We start from the raw sequence: 17921 nt of genomic DNA, 5'->3' as shown, positions 1-17921 counted from the left end.
CATGGTAAATTTCATCAAAAAGATACTTGATGATAAAAAAGAGTACAAAGAAATGATGGCGCGTGTGGAAGCTTTGCCAGGCAACTACCCAGAAGTCTATAAAAAAATCTGCAACTATATGTGGAGGTTCGCCTCTGGAAGCGGCATGGATATGCTGAGAATCCAGTACGATCTCATTGATTTGTTTGAAGCTGGTGCGGCAGATGGCAAAGACGTATTGGAAGTGACGGGTGAAGACGTGACAACATTCGCCAATGGACTTATCGACCAAGCGAAAAGATGGGATGATAAATTACGCAATAATTTGAACAAAAGCATTCTGAATCGTGTGGGTAAGAAAAAATAAGTGTTAAACAACCCAACTGAAGAGCTTTTTTACAAAAAAGCTGTTCAGTTAAATTTTGACCAAGTAACTAGTATAACTGATTATCAGTCAGACTATATAGACAAACCCAGTTGCAGGCGCTACTGCATTGTGAGCTCGCGCCTTTAGCTTTATAAATAGGAGGGAAACAATTATGAGTAATGCACCGATTTCTGTAAAAGGATTAAAAAAATCCTTTAAAGGCAAGGAGGTCTTAAAGGGGGTGGATTTTGAGGTGCGGCGTGGCGAAATTTTCGCATTGCTGGGCTCAAATGGAGCGGGTAAGACGACGACGGTCAACATCCTCACGACGCTGATGAAGCCCGATGGCGGCGAAGTAGGTATTTGCGGCTATGAGGTCCAGCGTCAACCGGATCATGTTCGCCAGAGCATCAGCCTGACGGGGCAGTTCTCTAGCTTAGACGGCATGCACACAGGAAGGGAAAACCTGATGATGATCGCCAAGTTGCGGGGAGTTTCCAATCCCGCTCAAGTCGCCGATCATCTGCTTGCAAAATTCAGCCTGCGTGACGCGGCAAACCGCCGGGCGGACCAGTATTCCGGCGGGATGAAGCGCCGGCTAGACATCGCCATGAGCCTGATCGGAAGTCCAGAAGTCATTTTTCTCGACGAACCGACGACAGGTCTTGATCCTGAAGCGCGGCTTGAAGTCTGGGATACCGTCAAGGAACTTGCCGGCAGTGGCACAACCATCTTGCTGACGACCCAGTACCTGGAGGAAGCCGAACAACTGGCGGATCGTATCGCCATCCTGCATGGCGGAAAAATCATAACGACCGGTACTCTAGCCGAACTCAAAGAGATGTTCCCGCCAGCGAAAGTGGAGTATATCGAGAAGCAGCCGACATTAGAGGAAATTTTCCTTGCGATCATCGGCAAAAAGGAGGAGATGTAAAGTGAAAAGCAGAACAGGGGTATTACTAGGACGTTTAATGCTCAACATCATGCGCAGCCCGGATACGATTATCACGGTGGCGATAACACCAATTGCGATGATGCTGCTGTTTGTCTACGTATTTGGCGGCGCCATAAAGACAGGAACGGAAAACTACGTCAATTATTTATTGCCGGGAATCTTGCTGATGGCTGTTCTCTCCGGAATCTCTTACACTGCCTTTCGTCTGTTCGGGGATGTAAAAAGCGGGCTGATGGCGCGTTTCATTACCATGCCGATCAAGCGCTCGTCGATATTGTGGGCTCATGTGTTGACATCGCTTGTTTCTAATGGGCTTACTGTCGTGGTGGTTATTCTGGTCGCGCTCATAATGGGCTTCCGTTCGAGCGCTAGTATCCTGGATTGGCTCGCGGTAGCTGGAATACTCGGGCTGTTTACGCTGGCACTGACATGGCTGGCGGTCATTCCCGGCTTGAAAGCGAAGTCTATGGAAGGGGCGACGGCCTTCTCGTACCCGCTGATTTTCCTGCCGTTTATCAGCTCGGCCTTTGTCCCAACTGAAACCATGCCTAAAATTGTCCGTGCGTTCGCTGAGAATCAGCCCGTGACTTCAATCGTGAATGCCATTCGTGCCCTCTTATATGGAGGGTCTGTTGGCAACGATATCTGGATCGCGCTAGCCTGGTGCGTCGGCATCATGGTCATCACTTACTTCTTCGCCATTAAAGCATTTAAACGCCAGTTAGGATAAGTACAACACGAGGAACTATGGATTACATTTCAGTTGAAATGTGATTCATAGTTTTTTTTCGATTGAAGGAAAAATTTTTTAAGGCAGCACCAAAATAGAGAATTTTTCTCCCTTAAATCGGATTTTAAGTTGTTTTATTCCATTATCTATTAAAAGGCTTGTGTTTTCTTTATGAAATAAAAACCTCATCTAGATAGATCACGGTGAACCGTACCATAAGTAAATGAGGTTCGGTAGTTTCAAGTAAACAATCGTACTAATTGGTTAAAAAAATAGAGGTACTGATTACAAGAATTTTTAAGATCCCTAATTATTAACTAAACCCACTCCTTAAAGAAGAGTGGGTTCCTTAGCGGTCATTACCAAAAACTATTTCTTAATTGTCTGCTCTATAGGCATCTAGGAATAGTTGTCCAAGATTACCCTTTCCTTTGAAACCTAAATCACGTAGGCCATTATCGATTACTGTTAATACAGATAGAACTTTTTCAATGAAGGCATTTTCACCCATATGACCAATACGCAAGATGACATCTTCATATTGCGCCAAAGAAGTAGCGATGAATAGATTGTATGTTTCTTGGATGTGTTGTTGTAATCGTAATGCGCCTATTTCTGCTGGAATGATCAGGGCAGTTACTGTATTGGAGCATCCTGATTCTAAGAATAATGTTAGTCCATATTCTTGAATAGATTTCCGCACGGCGTTCGCAATTTTCGCATGTCGTTCATAAACCGCCAATTGTCCTTCTTTTAAAATATTGTCCAAGGCAACATCTAAAGCTTCAATATTGCCAGCAGGCATCGTATAAGGCAAGGTTCCTTTTTCAAGATATCCCTCGAAAATTTGCAGGTTTGCATAAAATGAAGCAATGGGTGTTATACGGTTATTCATCGCTTTTTTAGCGTCGTCACTAACGGAAACGATAGCTAATCCAACAGGTGCTGAGATAGCCTTTTGAGTACCTCCACAGCAAATATCGATTTGATTTTGGTCGACATCGATTGGTTCACCAACCATACCAGCTACTGAATCAACCACTGTTAGAATGCCGTATTCTTTTAGTAAGGGAGAGAGTTGACTAACATCATTTAAGATGGATGTTGGTGTATCACAATGAACAAATGTTGCATATTTGAAGTCATGATCTTTTTCTAAAAAGTTGCGTACTTCTTCAACAGGTATGTCTTTATGATAGTCAAAACTTAAGAGAACAGGTTCTCCTCCATACATTCTGACAAAATATTGAAACCCTTCACCATATATACCGTTATCGAGTACAAGGACACGGTCACCAGGTTCAGTTAAGCTCGCACAGGCAGCTTCCAAAGCTAGAATCCCTTCTCCGGCAAGCAGCAGTACTTCATTTGTAGTACCCATGACCTGGCCCATCTTTTGGCATACCTCATGGTAATAGTGGATGAATTCTTGATCAAAATCAGTGTTATTTGTTTTTTTAGCTAACGCCAAGCGTACATTCTCACGTACGTCCGTTGGTCCTGGTGCATAGTTTAGTTTAAATCTCATATAAATCCTTCCTTTTTAAATCAGTGTATTTTATGGAGTAATAGTAGCAAATAATTGGTATATTTAAAAGTATCAATTTATCCTAAACCTTAGGGGGTAGTTTAAATAAAATACCGATTTATGGAACTGATATAGTTAGAAATTTATTGCTTGGTTAGTTGTTTCAGAAATTTATTATCTTATTATCTCTATTTGGGAATATTATAGTGATTCAACAAATGTATTGAATGTATTTTATTTTTCTTATTATAAATCATTTGTTATATTCGGGTGAGATTACATATTGATAAGATTGCAATAGAAAATTAATGAAGATAAGTTTATGGGATAAATTGTTCCCAGACATTATTGTTTTAGTCATAGCTTTCTATATATATGGAAAGTAAAAGACCACTCCAACAATACTTTGAAGTGGTATAGGTTATCATATGGATATTTAAACCTGATGGTCAAAATCAACTATGTTCTTTAGGGAGCTTTCGTCTCTAATATTAATCAAAGTGAACCTTACCATAAATAGAGGCGGATTTTTTTATTATTGAAACTGAATAAATAATAAATGAAGGATCTTAAACTTGGCGTGCCTTGTCTTTGGGCACGCTATTTTTATTGTAGTGAAAAAGGTTAATGCGCTGTCCAAAAGAGGAAGACATCAATATGCATTTTTAATAAGACATGAAAAATGGCAAAAAGATGGCGCCGGGGAGAATGAAATGGAAAAAGCGAATGGAGAAATTATTAGAGTAATAGATGTTTAAGAGTAGGAAGGGAGGGTTTACCTTTTGGCTGAGGTGGCAAAGGGGACGGTTCTTATGGTTGGGGGTAACCCATAATTAAACCATGGGAACAATCCCATTAAAGCAATAAGAGAAGCTGCCACAATGTCAGCTTGTTCTACAACTCTTGCTCCCATTAGTTCAACAAGATGTTTTATTTTAGCTGTTTTCAATAAGAATGTTGTTTTAAAGGGATTTTAAAAAAGCGAGATAATAAAGGAATATGGTGAAAATTTAATAATTAATTAATTGATACATCTTGTGATATTCCTTTACAGCTTTTTAAAGGCTACCACTATAATCAAAAATAACACCATACTTAAATCGCCTTCATTTTTTATTTTTTCAAAATCCTAGTCTATGCTAATATTATGGAGATGGTTGAAGGAAACGTAAACTATCTCTTCATCATAAATCAATGAAATAATATCATTATTTACATCATATAAAACTCCTTCTATTTTTACTGGTCCATCACTGTTTATTTTGACCCATTTTAGTTTTTGATTTTCTAACAGATTTAGTAAATTATTAGCTTTATTGTACTCAATATCTTCTGGAGATACGATATTGAATTCCTTGGTATTCTCTGTCACACTTTCTATGTGATCGTTATTATAGTAAACAACCCCATCTTCTTCAGTGAGTAGGACAAGATAATCATCATAAACACCTAATAACCTTCCAACCCCTGCTTCTTGAAAACCTTGATCAATTTTGACCATTTTACCTAAAAATGACTTCATCCTGCCTAAAAACATCAATACATTTTCCCCTCTCCATGAAACAAGCATTTTTTTTTATATATATGAATCCTGTACTGGGGTTGTACTAATAAAAAAGCCTCTTTTGTGGGAAGAAGATTTGTGATGTCTATTTTCCACTTAACTGCCCCGTTACAATAAAAAAGCTGATCGATGGCAGCTAGTTCTTCCACTCTTGCACCCGTTAGCTTAGTTACATTAAATCTTTATAATTCCTCCTCCTTAAAGTTGGGGGTATTTGCAATAAAAATGATTTATTTGCGTGGCCATATACTGACCTATCCGGTTCGGGTATTGAATCCGAGAATGAATTTGAGCTTCATGAAAAAAGTGACTTAAGGAAGATGGGTTACCAGATCACAAATTCAACCAGGGATTTGCGGTGGAAAGTATTACAGCGTGCAGTCCCGGCCATTGGTTTAAGAAAAGTCGCATACACCATTGCCGGAAATGTAAAATTACTCAAGGGGCAAAAAAACGGCAAAGAAAAGTTTAGTTACGCTATCAGGGAATGGGATCATGATTTACAAAAATTAAAGAAGCAATATTATAAAAAAGATTTTACCTGGCCTAGTACCTAGGTGACCCTTTTGGGGTCTTTTTTTATACAGCTCTGCATGAAAGGAATCGTGATTATTTTGTTAGGAAATTTTCGCATTTTTAGAAAACCATATGGGTAAAAAGTGCCTGGAACCATCCAGAAAAAAGGATGGTTCCAGGCACTTTTCTTTTGGCAAATAATTTATTTATGTATCGGAATAAGTTTCTATAATTGGCATTTTTGAACAGAAAAATTAGAAATTAAAAAGGACCATTCTACTACTCAAAACGAATCAAAGAGTATTTCAGATCAAACCAAATAAGAGGTCAACTTGAACCCATATAATATTTCAGATTCACACAATGGAGGGAACAAGTCTGAACCAAGCAATACCAGAGATTACTTCAGAGATTATTACAAAGACTACAACAAAGAAAAATCCTCTTATTTTCCTCATCCAAAGAAATTAAAAAAACCCCTTTAAAGACCAAAATCCTCCCTCATCCAATCGTTCACCTAATTTCCATATTTATAAAAACGTTTTTATTTTACCCTGTCCCTTTTTGTCATTTTTCTTTATATAGCTAGTGAAAGATGAATGAACCAATCGATGAAACAAGAAACGGAAGCAAACAGTTTAATCGTTTGGACTTTGGTAAGGGAGGAAAAAAGAGATGAGTAAATTATTAGTGTACGAAAATCTGATGATCGTGAGCCCATCATTAGCCAACAGGATTGGTTTAAATGAAGCAATCGTCCTGCAGCAATTACATTACTGGGTGAATAAAAGCACCCATATCATTGAGGGACGAAAATGGATTTACAATACCTATAACGATTGGCAGGAACAGTTTTCATTTTGGTCACTCAGTACGATCAAACGGGTATTTCGCTCGCTAGCGGATCAAGGATTCTTGCTTTCAGGGAACTGGAATAAAAGCAAAATGGATAAAACCAAGTGGTACACCATTGATTATGAACGGTTAGAAGCACTGGAATTAGCGCCAAATTTGCAAAAGAAGGAAGAAGAGCTCAATGAAAGGAAACACATCAAAACAAAAATAGATCCTACAGCTTCGGAGATAAACGAGCCTGCTGTTAAAGATAACCTTTATAAAGAAGATATTTTAGATAGGGATTTAGATGAAAATGATACATACACAACTGAATATAAAAAAATTGACGAAACGTTCCTGCATCGTCATTCGATACGTGGGCAAAAAGAAAAAGAAAAAGCTTTCGATCACAATATAGAACATAATCCAGACATACAAAATCCCTTATTGCGTAATCAAAAAACAGAAGATGTGAAAGAAATTATTGAGTTTTGGGATGCGAATGGATTTGGATTTACAAACGTGAATGCAAAAGAGCAGTTGTTGTCGTGGTTAGATGATTCTAGCTTTTTACAGCCAAAAGAGATGATTTTAAAAGCAATGAATATTGCGTGTGCGAATAACAAGCGGAAGTTGAACTATATTTTAGGGATTCTGAAGAACTGGGAAAATGAATCTTTACTGACCGTAGAAGAAGTTGAAACTGATCAGGAGAAGCAAAAGCCTGCACCAAAGCAAAGGAAATCAACTGAATCGTTTCCTACCGGAAGAGATATTCCAAGAGGATTTGAACTTGACCTGACCGCAGGTGAAGAGTGATGAGTATAGCAGAAAAAGCGTTCTTAGGAAGCTTGATGAAAGCGGAATACTTACTCAAGGATACGGTGATTCAGCCTGAACAGCTAGAAAGTATACGGCATAAAGAATTAATGCGAAGGATGGTAGAGTTTAACCGTGCTGGCAAAAATATTGATTTAATTTCCTTGACCACTTTACCTGACCTCGATTCTGTAGGTGGAATGTCTTACCTTTCGGAGCTGTTATCGTATGCGGATATAGAGAAATTTGACAGTACGGAGAAGCTCATTCTTGATCAGTGGAAGGAACGGGAAAAGCGAAACATCTTAACGGTTGCAGCCATGAACGATTGGGAAATTGCGAAAGTAATCGCCGAATTGGATAAAATTAACCAAATGAAAATGGACGACCACACGTCATTACAACAAGCGATGTCAATCATTTATGAGGCACCCTGGGAAGATCAACCAACGTTGAAAACAGCGACAACGGGTATCAAAAAGCTGGACGAAGTGACGGGAGGCTTTCAGGACGGGGAAGTGACAATTCTAGCGGCAAGACCCTCGATGGGAAAAACCGATGTGATGCTTCATTTTGCAAAAATGTCGGGATGGGCTGGATATTTGCCTCTCGTATTTTCCTTAGAAATGCCCGAAAGGCTGATCACCTCCCGATTAATGGCTTCAACGGGAGGCTTTAACCGTGCAAAAATGCGCGATCCGAAAAGAATGCTCAATCAAAGTCAAAAGAATAAATGGTCGGATGTCATTGGGGACCTCGCTGAAACTCAGATGCAAATTTTTGATGGGGCTGGACAAACTATTTCTCAAATGAGAGCGAAAACGCGAAAAATGATGCATCAATTTCCATACAAGAAACCGATTTTTTTTATTGATTACTTAACGCTCATCCATTCTGGTCAATTTTATGGCGGAAATTCCCACTTACAAGTGACGGAAATATCCAAATCTCTTAAAACAATGGCGAAGGATTTTAATTGTCCCGTCATTTGTTTGGCGCAGTTAAATCGATCAGTGGAATCAAGAGCCAATAAACGGCCGATGATGTCTGATATTCGGGAATCAGGCAGTGTGGAACAAGATGCCGATGTGATTCTGTTCTTGTATCGCGAAGCCTATTATGACAAGGAATCTGAGGATCATTCCCTTGAAATCATTGTCTCAAAAAATCGAAATGGTCCAGTTGGAACCATTCCAGTGAATTACAACGAGCATACAGGAAAGATAGAGGAGCAAAAGGAAACCAATTAGACCACGGAGCCTAGGATAAACAATCTTATATCGAGGTGGTACCAGATGATGGTGAAAGAATTGTACCAGGATTGTTTCCAATATAATGAATCCTCTTTGGCCCATTGCATCTACCATTTACTAGAAGAGCAGAAAATTTCATTAAAAGATGACATTTCAAAAATAGACCTCAATCAAGTAGATCAGCAGAAGGTAGCGAAATTGATTCAACATAATTACTTAGGGATCCATAAAATGGGCATCTACTCATTGAAGATGAACCATAAGGAATTTGTCTTTATCTTTGCAGAAAGCGAAGAAGAAGCAATCGATTTCTATACCAAAACCTTTCATCAAACTCCATTGAATTGTCATGAATATTCGCTAGACTTCCAGCTTACTAGAGGCAAGGAGGTGATTTCGTTTCGGGACATGAAGAAGGATATTAAGAGTTTTCCTGCTATTGCGGGGTATTTTAAAATGGAGAGGTGAAAAGGAAAGAGAGGGAACAACCCCACAAACTGGAGGATATCGACCTTGAGACGCAAAAATATGGATTGGCGGTGCCGACTGGGACTGTTTCCGAAACAGGTGTGGCTGGCCTCGCATTGAATGGCGGGATTGGCTATTTAAGAGGAAAGTATGGATTGACATGTGATAACATCGTTGGTAATAATACGTAAACTATAACTTTGTTATGTTAACAAAAAACTCTAAATAAATTGTGAAAATATATAAACAAATGTAAGGTGTTAAATTTATATTGTAAGCGTCAGTAGATTACTTCAGAAAAGGCGCAATGTAGTAAAACTTACACCCTTATGGAGCCTGATATGCAACAATAAATCAGCAATAGACTTGGTACGATGGCGGTCAGCGCAAAAGTAAAGGTTACGAAAGAATGGACTGTCCTGCTGAATTACGTGGCATAGCAAAGGTGGTTATGTAAAAAATCGAGTATTTTTTACCGATAAGTATATAGCGATTGCAGTAAGCTTAAGACCCAGTGCAATTTGTCTGCCAGAAAAGTATGCAATAAGGAAGAAATCGAAGGACATTTAGGTGGAGTAGGAAGATGATTACTTGAGGGGCACTAATTGAATTGGATAATGTGATAACTGAAAAATGACTTCTAGGGACTCTTTTGAGTCTTTTTTTGTGCTTTACAAATATAAGAAAAAATGAATCGTTTAATGAAAAAGCCACGTATTATAACGTCTTAATATAAAAAATGTATTATTTTTGAAGAAAAGGTGTCAAATCTGTTAAAAAATGATCTATTTCATTAAAATAAATATATTTTAAGAAAAAAAGGTGATTGTAGCCCTCAATTTGCAGTAGAGTTGATGCTAAAACCTCTTAAAGAAAATAATTTGATTATTTTACTGCTATAGTAAATGTTCGTCAAGGTACTGCTGGAATCAGATATAAAAACAAGGCAGAAGGTGAAGTTTAACGCAACAAGATATGAAAATTACAATTTACAATTCTATATGGAAAAAATTATAATATTTTCGGGAGGAGTGATGGAAATTGTCGAATCTTGATTTTAAATCAATCATTGAAGGCACCGGTTATAATCAGTTCGGAAAAAAAGTTCTCGCGACTCAAATCCGATTTTCAACATTAGAAGCACTTTTTGAGGTCGATCGGGAGGTGCAGCGAAAACTGGATCCGGTCCGAAGATCGGAAATCAGAGAATTTATTTTAAGTTCATTAAAAGGCAAGGACTTTTATTTTTCACCCTTTATTTTTTCGGCACGAGGTGCATTTACGCAAACAAATTTAGGTTGGGCTCTTGAGCCGGGAAGCAAGCTTTACATACTGGACGGCCAGCACCGCTCTAGTGCCATGTCATCGGCACTCAGCCACTTAAAATCGCAAAAAGAGACAGCAGAAGAAACAGGTAATGAGAAAGAAGCAGTAAAGATCCAGGGATACATAGATAAATTGAAAGCGTACCCAGTTGCGATGCAGGTTTATTTGGACCTGACACAACAGGAAGAAAGACAGCTCTTTACCGACATTAATACAGAGCGGAAAGAAGCACATATCGGATTAATCATGCAATATGATCATCGTGATCCTTACACAGAATTAACGAGAAATGTAGCAAGACTACTACAGGACCAGTTTGAAATTGAACAGGAATTATCCCGGCTAACGATCGAAAACACTGCCGTTACCTCACTGACCATCATGAGAAAATGTCTGCTTGCCTTATTTGAAGGGAATTTGACAGTGAAAAAGGGAAATGCAAACTTTGGAAAGTACACACCAATCGAAGTATTGGAAATTTCACAAGCATTTTTTCAATCATGGCAGCAACTATTCCCGAAACAAATGACCAACCGCAAGAAGTATGTAACAGGGTTGACAGGAATACAGGTGGCCTTAGCCCTTACCATATACGAACTCACCAAGAAACACTCCATGCCTCATCTAGAAGCCATTAAGCAGTTAAAGAACCTTAAGCCCAATTGCTCATGGAAACATGATGACCCGCTTTTCGCTCATCTATACGATCCTGCAACTAGACGAATAAAGCATCATTCATCAACCACTTCGATTCAAAGAACAGCATTTAAGTTTATTGCGATGTTAAATACAGAAAGGATAGGATTTCCTTGATCGTCAACCATATTTTTTCCAAACGGCAATCAATCGCAACATACACGATTCAAGAGCTTTCATCACTTATTAAAAGCGGACAAGTGAAATTGCGGGAAGTAAACAAACTACATGTAAGGGCGATTAAAAAGTACATTCTTGAAAACGTCTTGACCGAGCAAATTTATATCCCGCCAATGGTTGCAAATGTTGACAGTTTGGGAACGGACAAGCCCAAGGAACTAACCATCATTGACGGAAATCAACGGCTAAGGGCGTTTTGTCAAATCGAGGAAATGGGATGCAGGGCAGCAAAAAGTGATAATGAAGAGGAAATGAAAAAAGGCTATAAGCTGCTCCATTTTGTCATGAATACGGAGGTTGCTATACAGCTGTTCGAAGGGTTGTCAAAAGAAGATGCCGATCAGCTTTATATCGACCTGAATACAAAGGGTAAAAAAGTGGCGCTATCGAAACGGATTGCCTTCGATTCCAGAAAAGAATTGAATGTTATCACCAATACCATATTGAAATCGAATAAACAATTAAAGTTAGCAGGTGTGGAGATCGAGAAGAGAGCAGTGGTGAGACCGACTAATAAAAAACTGTTATCACTATCACACCTGCGTCAAATTGTTGCTATTTTTCTAACTGGTAAGATGATCTACAGACCGAATGATGATTATTATGATACACATTTGGAAGCCCAAGAATATATCAAACTGATTAACCGGTGGTTTCATGAATTATTTCGATTATACCCTGCGGAACGAATCGGTGATTTTAATGAGTCGGTCATCGCCAATTATCCTTTATTAGTCAGTATTGCGTATTATGCGAATAACGGATTAGAACAATTCAGCTTAGAAGAACGGAAGCAAGAGCTGGTCCAACGAATGAGACGGTTGAATAATGTGGATTTCAACCGGCTGAATCCCGTTTGGAAAGAGTTTAAAGGCACTGCACGATTAGGATTCTATTATTTGAGTAATGACAAGGAAACGATAGAAAAGCTAGTTAGTTGGCTGGAAAATCAAGGGAGGTGAGGAGAATGTGATTGATCATAATAAAAAACCCATAGGTGATCATGTCTTGGCGGACGACACCCATGGGTTTTGGTGAGTTGGGTATACCAACCTTTTGTTAGTATACCCTTTTTCGCAAAAAAATCAAAGATGCAAGATGAATAGCCTGATAAACTTTGAGGGAAAGAGGTAGTATTATGGAAATAAAGAATAATTATTTAATTAACGGAAAAACGGTGCTATTTTACGGTGAATGTTTTGAAAATGGTGAGTCATTTACTCATGTGGTGGAAGGAGACAAAGAATTTTTAGTAGCAATGTCACCAGTCAAGCTGATTGATCAATCTCTAATGAGCTATGGCTCAAACTTTAGTGGAGCATTGAAGAGCTCGAAAAAACAGCTGGGTGATAATAAATGCATGTATCCAATTAAAATTGACGCAACGCTGGATATCTGGCTTTTTCCAACAAAATCCTATAAAAAGGAAAACTGTGTCTGGTTTAACCTCAATCACGTTAAAAACCCAGAGGCACTTGGTGTCAAATTCACAAGAGTATTCTTAAGTTATGGACATACGATTGAAATCGCTATGAAGGCATCGGCTTTTCGTGATAAACGACAATCTGCCCAGGATTTAAAGGATATGATCACCAGTAACACAAAAAACTCGTTAGGCCGCTCAGACGAACCAGTAAAGGGATTTATCATTGTGGAGAAGAAGGGAAGGTATAGCTGTAAATCAAAAAGAAATAAAGAAAAATAAACTCCGTTTTTGAAGCAGAAAATTAGAAATGACTGACAACGGGTTTTTTACCAATCTCAAAATAATTAAAATGAGTGCCAAATTGAATGTGAATTTGCCACTCATTTTTTATTCACATCATCATATTCTTTGGTTATTCACCTATAACCTTGTTCTAACAAAAATGTGTTTTTATCTAGAAGTAATAATTGGGCGGAAAACCTAAAATTCTTGATTTTTAACATTACGGCATATCTTTGATTCCTTTTCTTTAGTATTTCAATCCATTCGTACCTTGACTTAATTTCTACTTAGGCATTTTCTTAACATTCTAAGTTGCATCTGTTTCGATGGTGATTTGTCCATTTTTTAATTATTTTTGGTTCAAAGATGATAACCATATTGCGTGAAGGGGCTCTCAGACCAATTGGGAGACTTCTTTTATATTGCCTTTGGTATGCAATTTTTAACGACATTATTAAGTTCATCATTTTATTTGTGTATCGGGAAGAAAGGTGACTCAGCCAACACGATTTGTGTTAACATTTATCTGAATAAAATACAAAGATTATGGGGGATAACATGAAAAAGTTAGTAAAAGGGATTTTAGCAGTAGTATTATTTTCTTCTGGGATTATGGTAGGTGGTAATTATAAAGTTGCTGCTTCAACTACTACTCCAAAGTTATCGCAAGGAAATCTGTACACAGACGATTATTTCACGGCTTATAACAAGAATCACAAAAAGCTGTCTATGATTCATAATAAGGTACAACTAGTTAAGGTTGATAAAATATGGTACAAAACAAGATTGAAATATAAGGTCAATAAAACATCTCAAATTCTCTATGTTAAGAAGGAAGATGTAGTTAGACAAAAAACTTATGAGCAAGCCTATAAAGATTTGGATATCATATTAAAAGATATGTTAAAGAAAGCAACTGTTAAGAAGGTTAGAGTATATCTTGATTATAACCAAGAATACGACGATCAGTGGCAATATACTTTCAAAAATGAGTTGGGTGTAAAGGTTGACTGGTTTCAGTTGGGTTGGAATTTATTGGACAATAAAGGTAATATAATCGGTAAAGATTACTCATACACTGCTGATAATGTTGGTGTAAATAAAGTGTTTAAAAATAATGTAAAATTATACTTGAATACTGCAACAGGTTATAAGAATATTAAATTAGATGCTTCTGCCCCGAAGTTTATTGCTAAAGATATAAAGCCAGTTTATGTAAAATAAGTAAATTAAATATATTAGGGAAAATTCTAATAGTTACTTTATAGATATACGATAGATAAGCACAGAAAGATTTAAAATATCGGTATCATCATTAAGGTGCATTCCATATTTGACGATGATTAACCATATTATGAAGGGGCTCTTAGACTGATTGGGAGTCTTTTTTTGTATAGAAAAAACCGTTTTGACTGCCCCCCCAAGGTGGATTTTCATTTTTGTCACCCTATCCTCGACCGCAGCCTGATAACAAGGCAAAAAATGTTCCCTAAATGAGATTTACTTGGATGGTTATATAATAATTAAACAAGAAATTCTATTGAGACACTACCTTATTGGGATTAATTTTGCATTAGTATCATCGAATGGACAAAATACTTCAAAGGTACTTAAGAAATAGAGTACAAGTTAATAACTTTGGTGACTATTAAGTCATATCCAGTTTTATTTTTGAACTAAAGGGATGATATTACAAAATAATGTGAATTTCTCATACAATAATCTACTAAGTTAAACAACCCCCACTAAATTATAGGATGGCTTAAGATGGATGTGGGTAAATTGTATTTGACTCCTGACCCAACGCCTAATAGAATGCTTTACATTAATCTTTTTTCGATGCACGCGTTATTAAACAGACAAATCCATCACAATCTTTCCGAGCCCACCCGGGTCCCCCATCGTCCTCGCATATAATGGAGTAGAAAGTTTCTCTTAGGTAAAAGTCATTTTCAACTACCTTAGAATTAAAAACTGAAAGAGACAATTATTTTCATTCTATGACCTCCTGTTGAACTAGGGCTTAGATACGAGAGTAGGCTAGTCAATAGAAGGTCTTTTTTATTCCTTTAGTGTCAACGATATGTTATATCACCGGACTTACTCTTTAACCGTGATAAACCAACACCGCATGTCTGAGCTATCCAAATGGACATGCATTCCTTCTTCTTTTATATAATTTCCAATAAACTCCATGACTTGTGTGGTATCTGCATAGATAGAGTATTTCCAATGGTCTTTTCAAAATATTTTGCACTTGTTAAAGTACATCATTTAATTAAAGTAATTATACAAATTATAACTTGCAAAACTTGTTATATTTTTTTATAATTTTGGTTAAACATAACCATAAAGGAAGAACAAAGCTTTGATTAAGGGGGGAATTTGATTATGGGCTTAAGTGTTGAACAACTATCAGAAACTCGTCAAATGATTCTTCGCACCCTTAAATGTAAAGGACCTGCTACAATTGCGGAACTTGCCTCTCAGTTAGAAATGACGCGCGAAGCGGTACGTCAACAACTTTTACAGCTTGAGCACGAAGGATGGATTAAAGGGTTTTTGAAAAGAGATTCAGGAAATGGTGGAGGGAGGCCGTCCATGCACTACAGCTTAACTCCTGAAGGTGACCACTTATTCCCCAAGCATTATGACTCTCTGACATTGGAGGTCATTGATACTGTTGCTAATCAGCTTGGTGGGGAGGCGTTGCAACAAGTTCTTTCAAAAATGACTGAGGCACGGGTTCGGGAGTGGGAGCCTCGTCTTCATGGATTAGATCTAGCGGAGCGTGTAGAGGTATTGAAGGAAATTTATCTTAAGAATGACACGTTTATGGATGTTGAAAATTCTGGGGATCGGCTAAGCCTTATAGAACGAAACTGTCCTTTCTTTAATGTAGCCAAACAACGTCCAGCACTCTGTAGTGTGACTGTTTCCATGCTTACTCGGTTACTTGGGCATCGTGTGATACGTGAAGAACGTTTTCAAAATGGGGATGGACGGTGTGTGTTTCGGGTCTTGTTAGACGAACCGATTGGAGAAGACTTTCCAATTTTTACTCTTGAGCCTTCGTCCAAACAAAATTATAAAGATAAAAATAATTGAAAAGTAAAAAAGAGGGGGAAAAATAAATGGCTGTAGATGCTAAACGATTAATTACGAGAGAATTCCCGGGAGTAACGGAACAATACCATGAATTAAATAAAAAAACCAAACTAGGTCATCAATTTATGGAAGGCGTCAAGGATTTAATCGAATTATGCGGCGATGATCCAAATCGAGACGGTCTTCAAGAAACTCCTTATCGTGTACTTAAGGCATTCCTCGAGTACACGGAAGGTTATCGGGAAGATCCTAAACTCCATCTTGAAAAAACTTTTGATGTAGAACATCAGGAACTTATTCTCGTTAAGGACATCGAATTTCACTCTGTTTGTGAACATCATTTCGCCCCTTTTTTTGGTGTTACACATGTTGGATATATTCCTAATGAAAAAATTACCGGCCTTTCAAAAATTGCTCGAATGGTTGAAGGATATGCCAAAAGATTTCAAGTTCAAGAGCGCCTTACATCTCAGATTGCTCATGCAATGGAAGAAATTCTTGAACCAAAAGGAACGATGGTGATCATCGAAGCAAAACACATGTGTATGTGTGGAAGAGGGATCAAAAAATCAAATGCTTCTACGACTACTTCTTCTGTTCGCGGGATATTTGCCGATGATTCGGTTGCACGTGCCGAATTTTTATCCTTACTTCAAAGATAGGGACAGATTTTGGTGTTAAATGGATTCTAATAGAAATTCATAGATTAATAGAATTGTAAAATTGGAAGATATGTAATAAAAAGTGGATATTAATAAAAAGAAATTTATTTTTTACGATAAAGTTACCATTATACTTAATCCAGTAAATCATGAAGGTGGTTATCGATGAAAAAAGTTGGATTAGTCATGAGAAAAATACAATTTACCGAGTCCCAAGGACCTCGTGTCTTTGCGGATCGATTAAAGCAAATCTGTAAAGAATTTGGTATTGACATTGTTTTTATATCACCCGATCGTCATGTTAGCGGGTATGATTGGATTCCAGGTTATGAACATGAAAAAGGTGATTTAGTAAATTATGATATTGTATTGGATAAAATCTACTCGGAAAACATTGATCATGTTATATATACTGTTTCAGGATTCACCTATTTAAAAATGTTCATAAAAAATAGCGTTTTATTCCCACATAGTTTTCCAGATCCGGCCTTAACTGGTTATGAAATGATGAAGCCGTTTTATCAAATGGTTGATAAGGCAATAGTACAAACAGAATTTCTTAAACGTGAATTAGACTCAAAATTTGGCGTTAGAGATGTAACCGTTATTCCAATTGGTTTCAATGAAAGTATAGCAGAGAAGTATTTTGATCCTTCGCAAATCGTAGAAAATCGTGTTCTTTGGATAGGAAGGGACGAGGAAAATAGACGACCTGACCTTGTTTTCGAGTATGCGCGTCAAAATCCGGACAAAGAAGTGTTTATGGTTTTTGGCGGATTACGTTATAAAGAAAGTATAAAGCGGTATAAAATACCTGGAAATGTCAATTTGCAATTTGCTTTAACACAAGATGAGATATTTTCTCTTATGAACACAGCAAAGGTATATTGGAGTTGTTCAAAATTTGATACTTTTGCTATGCCTCTAACAGAAGCTTTAGCAATGGGGAAAATTATAGTTAAACCTGAACATCCCTGTTACGATCATATTAGTTCCAAACAAACCTTTTCTGGTAATGAGAAGAACTGGTTTGAGCTTGTGAACATGGCTGCTTCTTTGCCAAAAAGGGTTTCTTTTGAAAATCGGCAATATGCTTTTGAGAATTTTTCTAGTAAAATCATGAAGCAGGGCTATAGGGATTTCTTTGATCAATGGTTTAGCAATACTGGAACGCCAGAAGCAGAATTGTCGGTTAGCCTATAGGGGTTAAAAAATAGTTATATCT

General features: G+C 37.6%; 18 protein-coding genes. 16 read left to right on the top strand and 2 right to left on the bottom strand.

The window, feature by feature from the left end; translation table 11 throughout:
• The first annotated feature begins 1 nt into the window (after position 1).
• The 3 genes from J2Y67_RS10525 to J2Y67_RS10515 all read left to right on the top strand — a co-directional run bounded on the left by J2Y67_RS10525 (position 2) and on the right by J2Y67_RS10515 (position 2031).
• Positions 2-346, top strand: coding sequence for a DUF1048 domain-containing protein (locus tag J2Y67_RS10525; RefSeq protein ID WP_310173656.1), 345 nt, complete (start codon positions 2-4; stop codon positions 344-346).
• A 172-nt stretch (positions 347-518) separates the two neighbouring features.
• Entirely contained in the window at positions 519-1280 is a 762-nt protein-coding gene (locus J2Y67_RS10520) for an ABC transporter ATP-binding protein (protein ID WP_310173653.1), read from the top strand.
• A 1-nt stretch (position 1281) separates the two neighbouring features.
• On the top strand, positions 1282-2031 hold the full coding sequence (locus tag J2Y67_RS10515) for an ABC transporter permease (RefSeq protein ID WP_310173648.1): 750 nt from the start codon (positions 1282-1284) through the stop codon (positions 2029-2031).
• Between the two features lie 376 nt (positions 2032-2407).
• On the opposite strand, the gene J2Y67_RS10510 is transcribed toward J2Y67_RS10515, so the two are convergent.
• Complete coding sequence (locus J2Y67_RS10510; protein ID WP_310173645.1) at positions 2408-3559, bottom strand: pyridoxal-phosphate-dependent aminotransferase family protein; 1152 nt, start codon at positions 3557-3559, stop codon at positions 2408-2410.
• Positions 3560-4173: 614 nt separating this feature from the next.
• Here J2Y67_RS10510 and J2Y67_RS10505 point away from each other — a divergent pair.
• Positions 4174-4317 (top strand): hypothetical protein, encoded by a 144-nt coding sequence (locus tag J2Y67_RS10505; protein WP_310173642.1) that lies wholly within the window; start codon positions 4174-4176, stop codon positions 4315-4317.
• 371 nt (positions 4318-4688) lie between these two features.
• Here J2Y67_RS10505 and J2Y67_RS10500 read toward each other — a convergent pair whose 3' ends face one another.
• The gene (locus tag J2Y67_RS10500) at positions 4689-5129 is read right to left on the bottom strand and encodes a hypothetical protein (protein WP_310173640.1); all 441 of its coding nucleotides are present in this window, start codon (positions 5127-5129) and stop codon (positions 4689-4691) included.
• A 314-nt stretch (positions 5130-5443) separates the two neighbouring features.
• Between J2Y67_RS10500 and J2Y67_RS10495 the strand changes: the two genes are divergently transcribed.
• From J2Y67_RS10495 to J2Y67_RS10440, 12 genes are all read left to right on the top strand, one after another.
• Entirely contained in the window at positions 5444-5680 is a 237-nt protein-coding gene (locus J2Y67_RS10495) for a hypothetical protein (RefSeq protein ID WP_310173637.1), read from the top strand.
• A gap of 634 nt (positions 5681-6314) precedes the next feature.
• Positions 6315-7295 carry a DnaD domain-containing protein gene (locus J2Y67_RS10490; protein ID WP_310173633.1) on the top strand — a complete coding sequence of 327 codons (981 nt, stop codon included), beginning with the start codon at positions 6315-6317 and terminating at the stop codon, positions 7293-7295.
• Positions 7295-8545, top strand: a complete 1251-nt coding sequence (locus tag J2Y67_RS10485; RefSeq protein WP_310173630.1) for a replicative DNA helicase — start codon at positions 7295-7297, stop codon at positions 8543-8545. Before J2Y67_RS10490 ends, J2Y67_RS10485 begins: the two co-directional genes overlap by 1 nt.
• 45 nt (positions 8546-8590) lie before the next feature.
• A complete protein-coding gene (locus J2Y67_RS10480) occupies positions 8591-9016 on the top strand; it encodes a hypothetical protein (RefSeq protein WP_310173628.1) in 426 nt (141 codons plus the stop codon).
• A complete protein-coding gene (locus J2Y67_RS10475; protein ID WP_310173625.1) occupies positions 9013-9207 on the top strand; it encodes an FAD-binding protein in 195 nt (64 codons plus the stop codon). Before J2Y67_RS10480 ends, J2Y67_RS10475 begins: the two co-directional genes overlap by 4 nt.
• Positions 9208-10057: 850 nt before the next feature.
• Positions 10058-11155: a DNA sulfur modification protein DndB gene (locus J2Y67_RS10470; protein ID WP_310173621.1), complete on the top strand. Its 1098-nt coding sequence runs from the start codon at positions 10058-10060 to the stop codon at positions 11153-11155.
• Entirely contained in the window at positions 11152-12180 is a 1029-nt protein-coding gene (locus tag J2Y67_RS10465) for a DNA sulfur modification protein DndB (RefSeq protein WP_310173620.1), read from the top strand. Before J2Y67_RS10470 ends, J2Y67_RS10465 begins: the two co-directional genes overlap by 4 nt.
• Before the next feature lie 176 nt (positions 12181-12356).
• Entirely contained in the window at positions 12357-12923 is a 567-nt protein-coding gene (locus tag J2Y67_RS10460; RefSeq protein ID WP_310173617.1) for a competence protein ComK, read from the top strand.
• A 561-nt stretch (positions 12924-13484) separates the two neighbouring features.
• Positions 13485-14150: a hypothetical protein gene (locus tag J2Y67_RS10455; RefSeq protein WP_310173614.1), complete on the top strand. Its 666-nt coding sequence runs from the start codon at positions 13485-13487 to the stop codon at positions 14148-14150.
• A gap of 1167 nt (positions 14151-15317) precedes the next feature.
• Entirely contained in the window at positions 15318-16034 is a 717-nt protein-coding gene (locus J2Y67_RS10450; protein WP_310173611.1) for a helix-turn-helix transcriptional regulator, read from the top strand.
• Between the two features lie 26 nt (positions 16035-16060).
• Complete coding sequence (folE, locus tag J2Y67_RS10445) at positions 16061-16696, top strand: GTP cyclohydrolase I FolE (protein WP_310173608.1); 636 nt, start codon at positions 16061-16063, stop codon at positions 16694-16696.
• Between the two features lie 165 nt (positions 16697-16861).
• Positions 16862-17899, top strand: a complete 1038-nt coding sequence (locus J2Y67_RS10440; RefSeq protein WP_310173603.1) for a glycosyltransferase — start codon at positions 16862-16864, stop codon at positions 17897-17899.
• The last annotated feature ends 22 nt before the right edge of the window (positions 17900-17921 follow it).

The sequence above is a fragment of the Neobacillus niacini genome (assembly GCF_031456445.1).
Lineage (GTDB): Bacteria > Bacillota > Bacilli > Bacillales > Cytobacillaceae > Neobacillus > Neobacillus niacini_I.
This window is presented reverse-complemented; position numbering and strand designations above follow the sequence as displayed.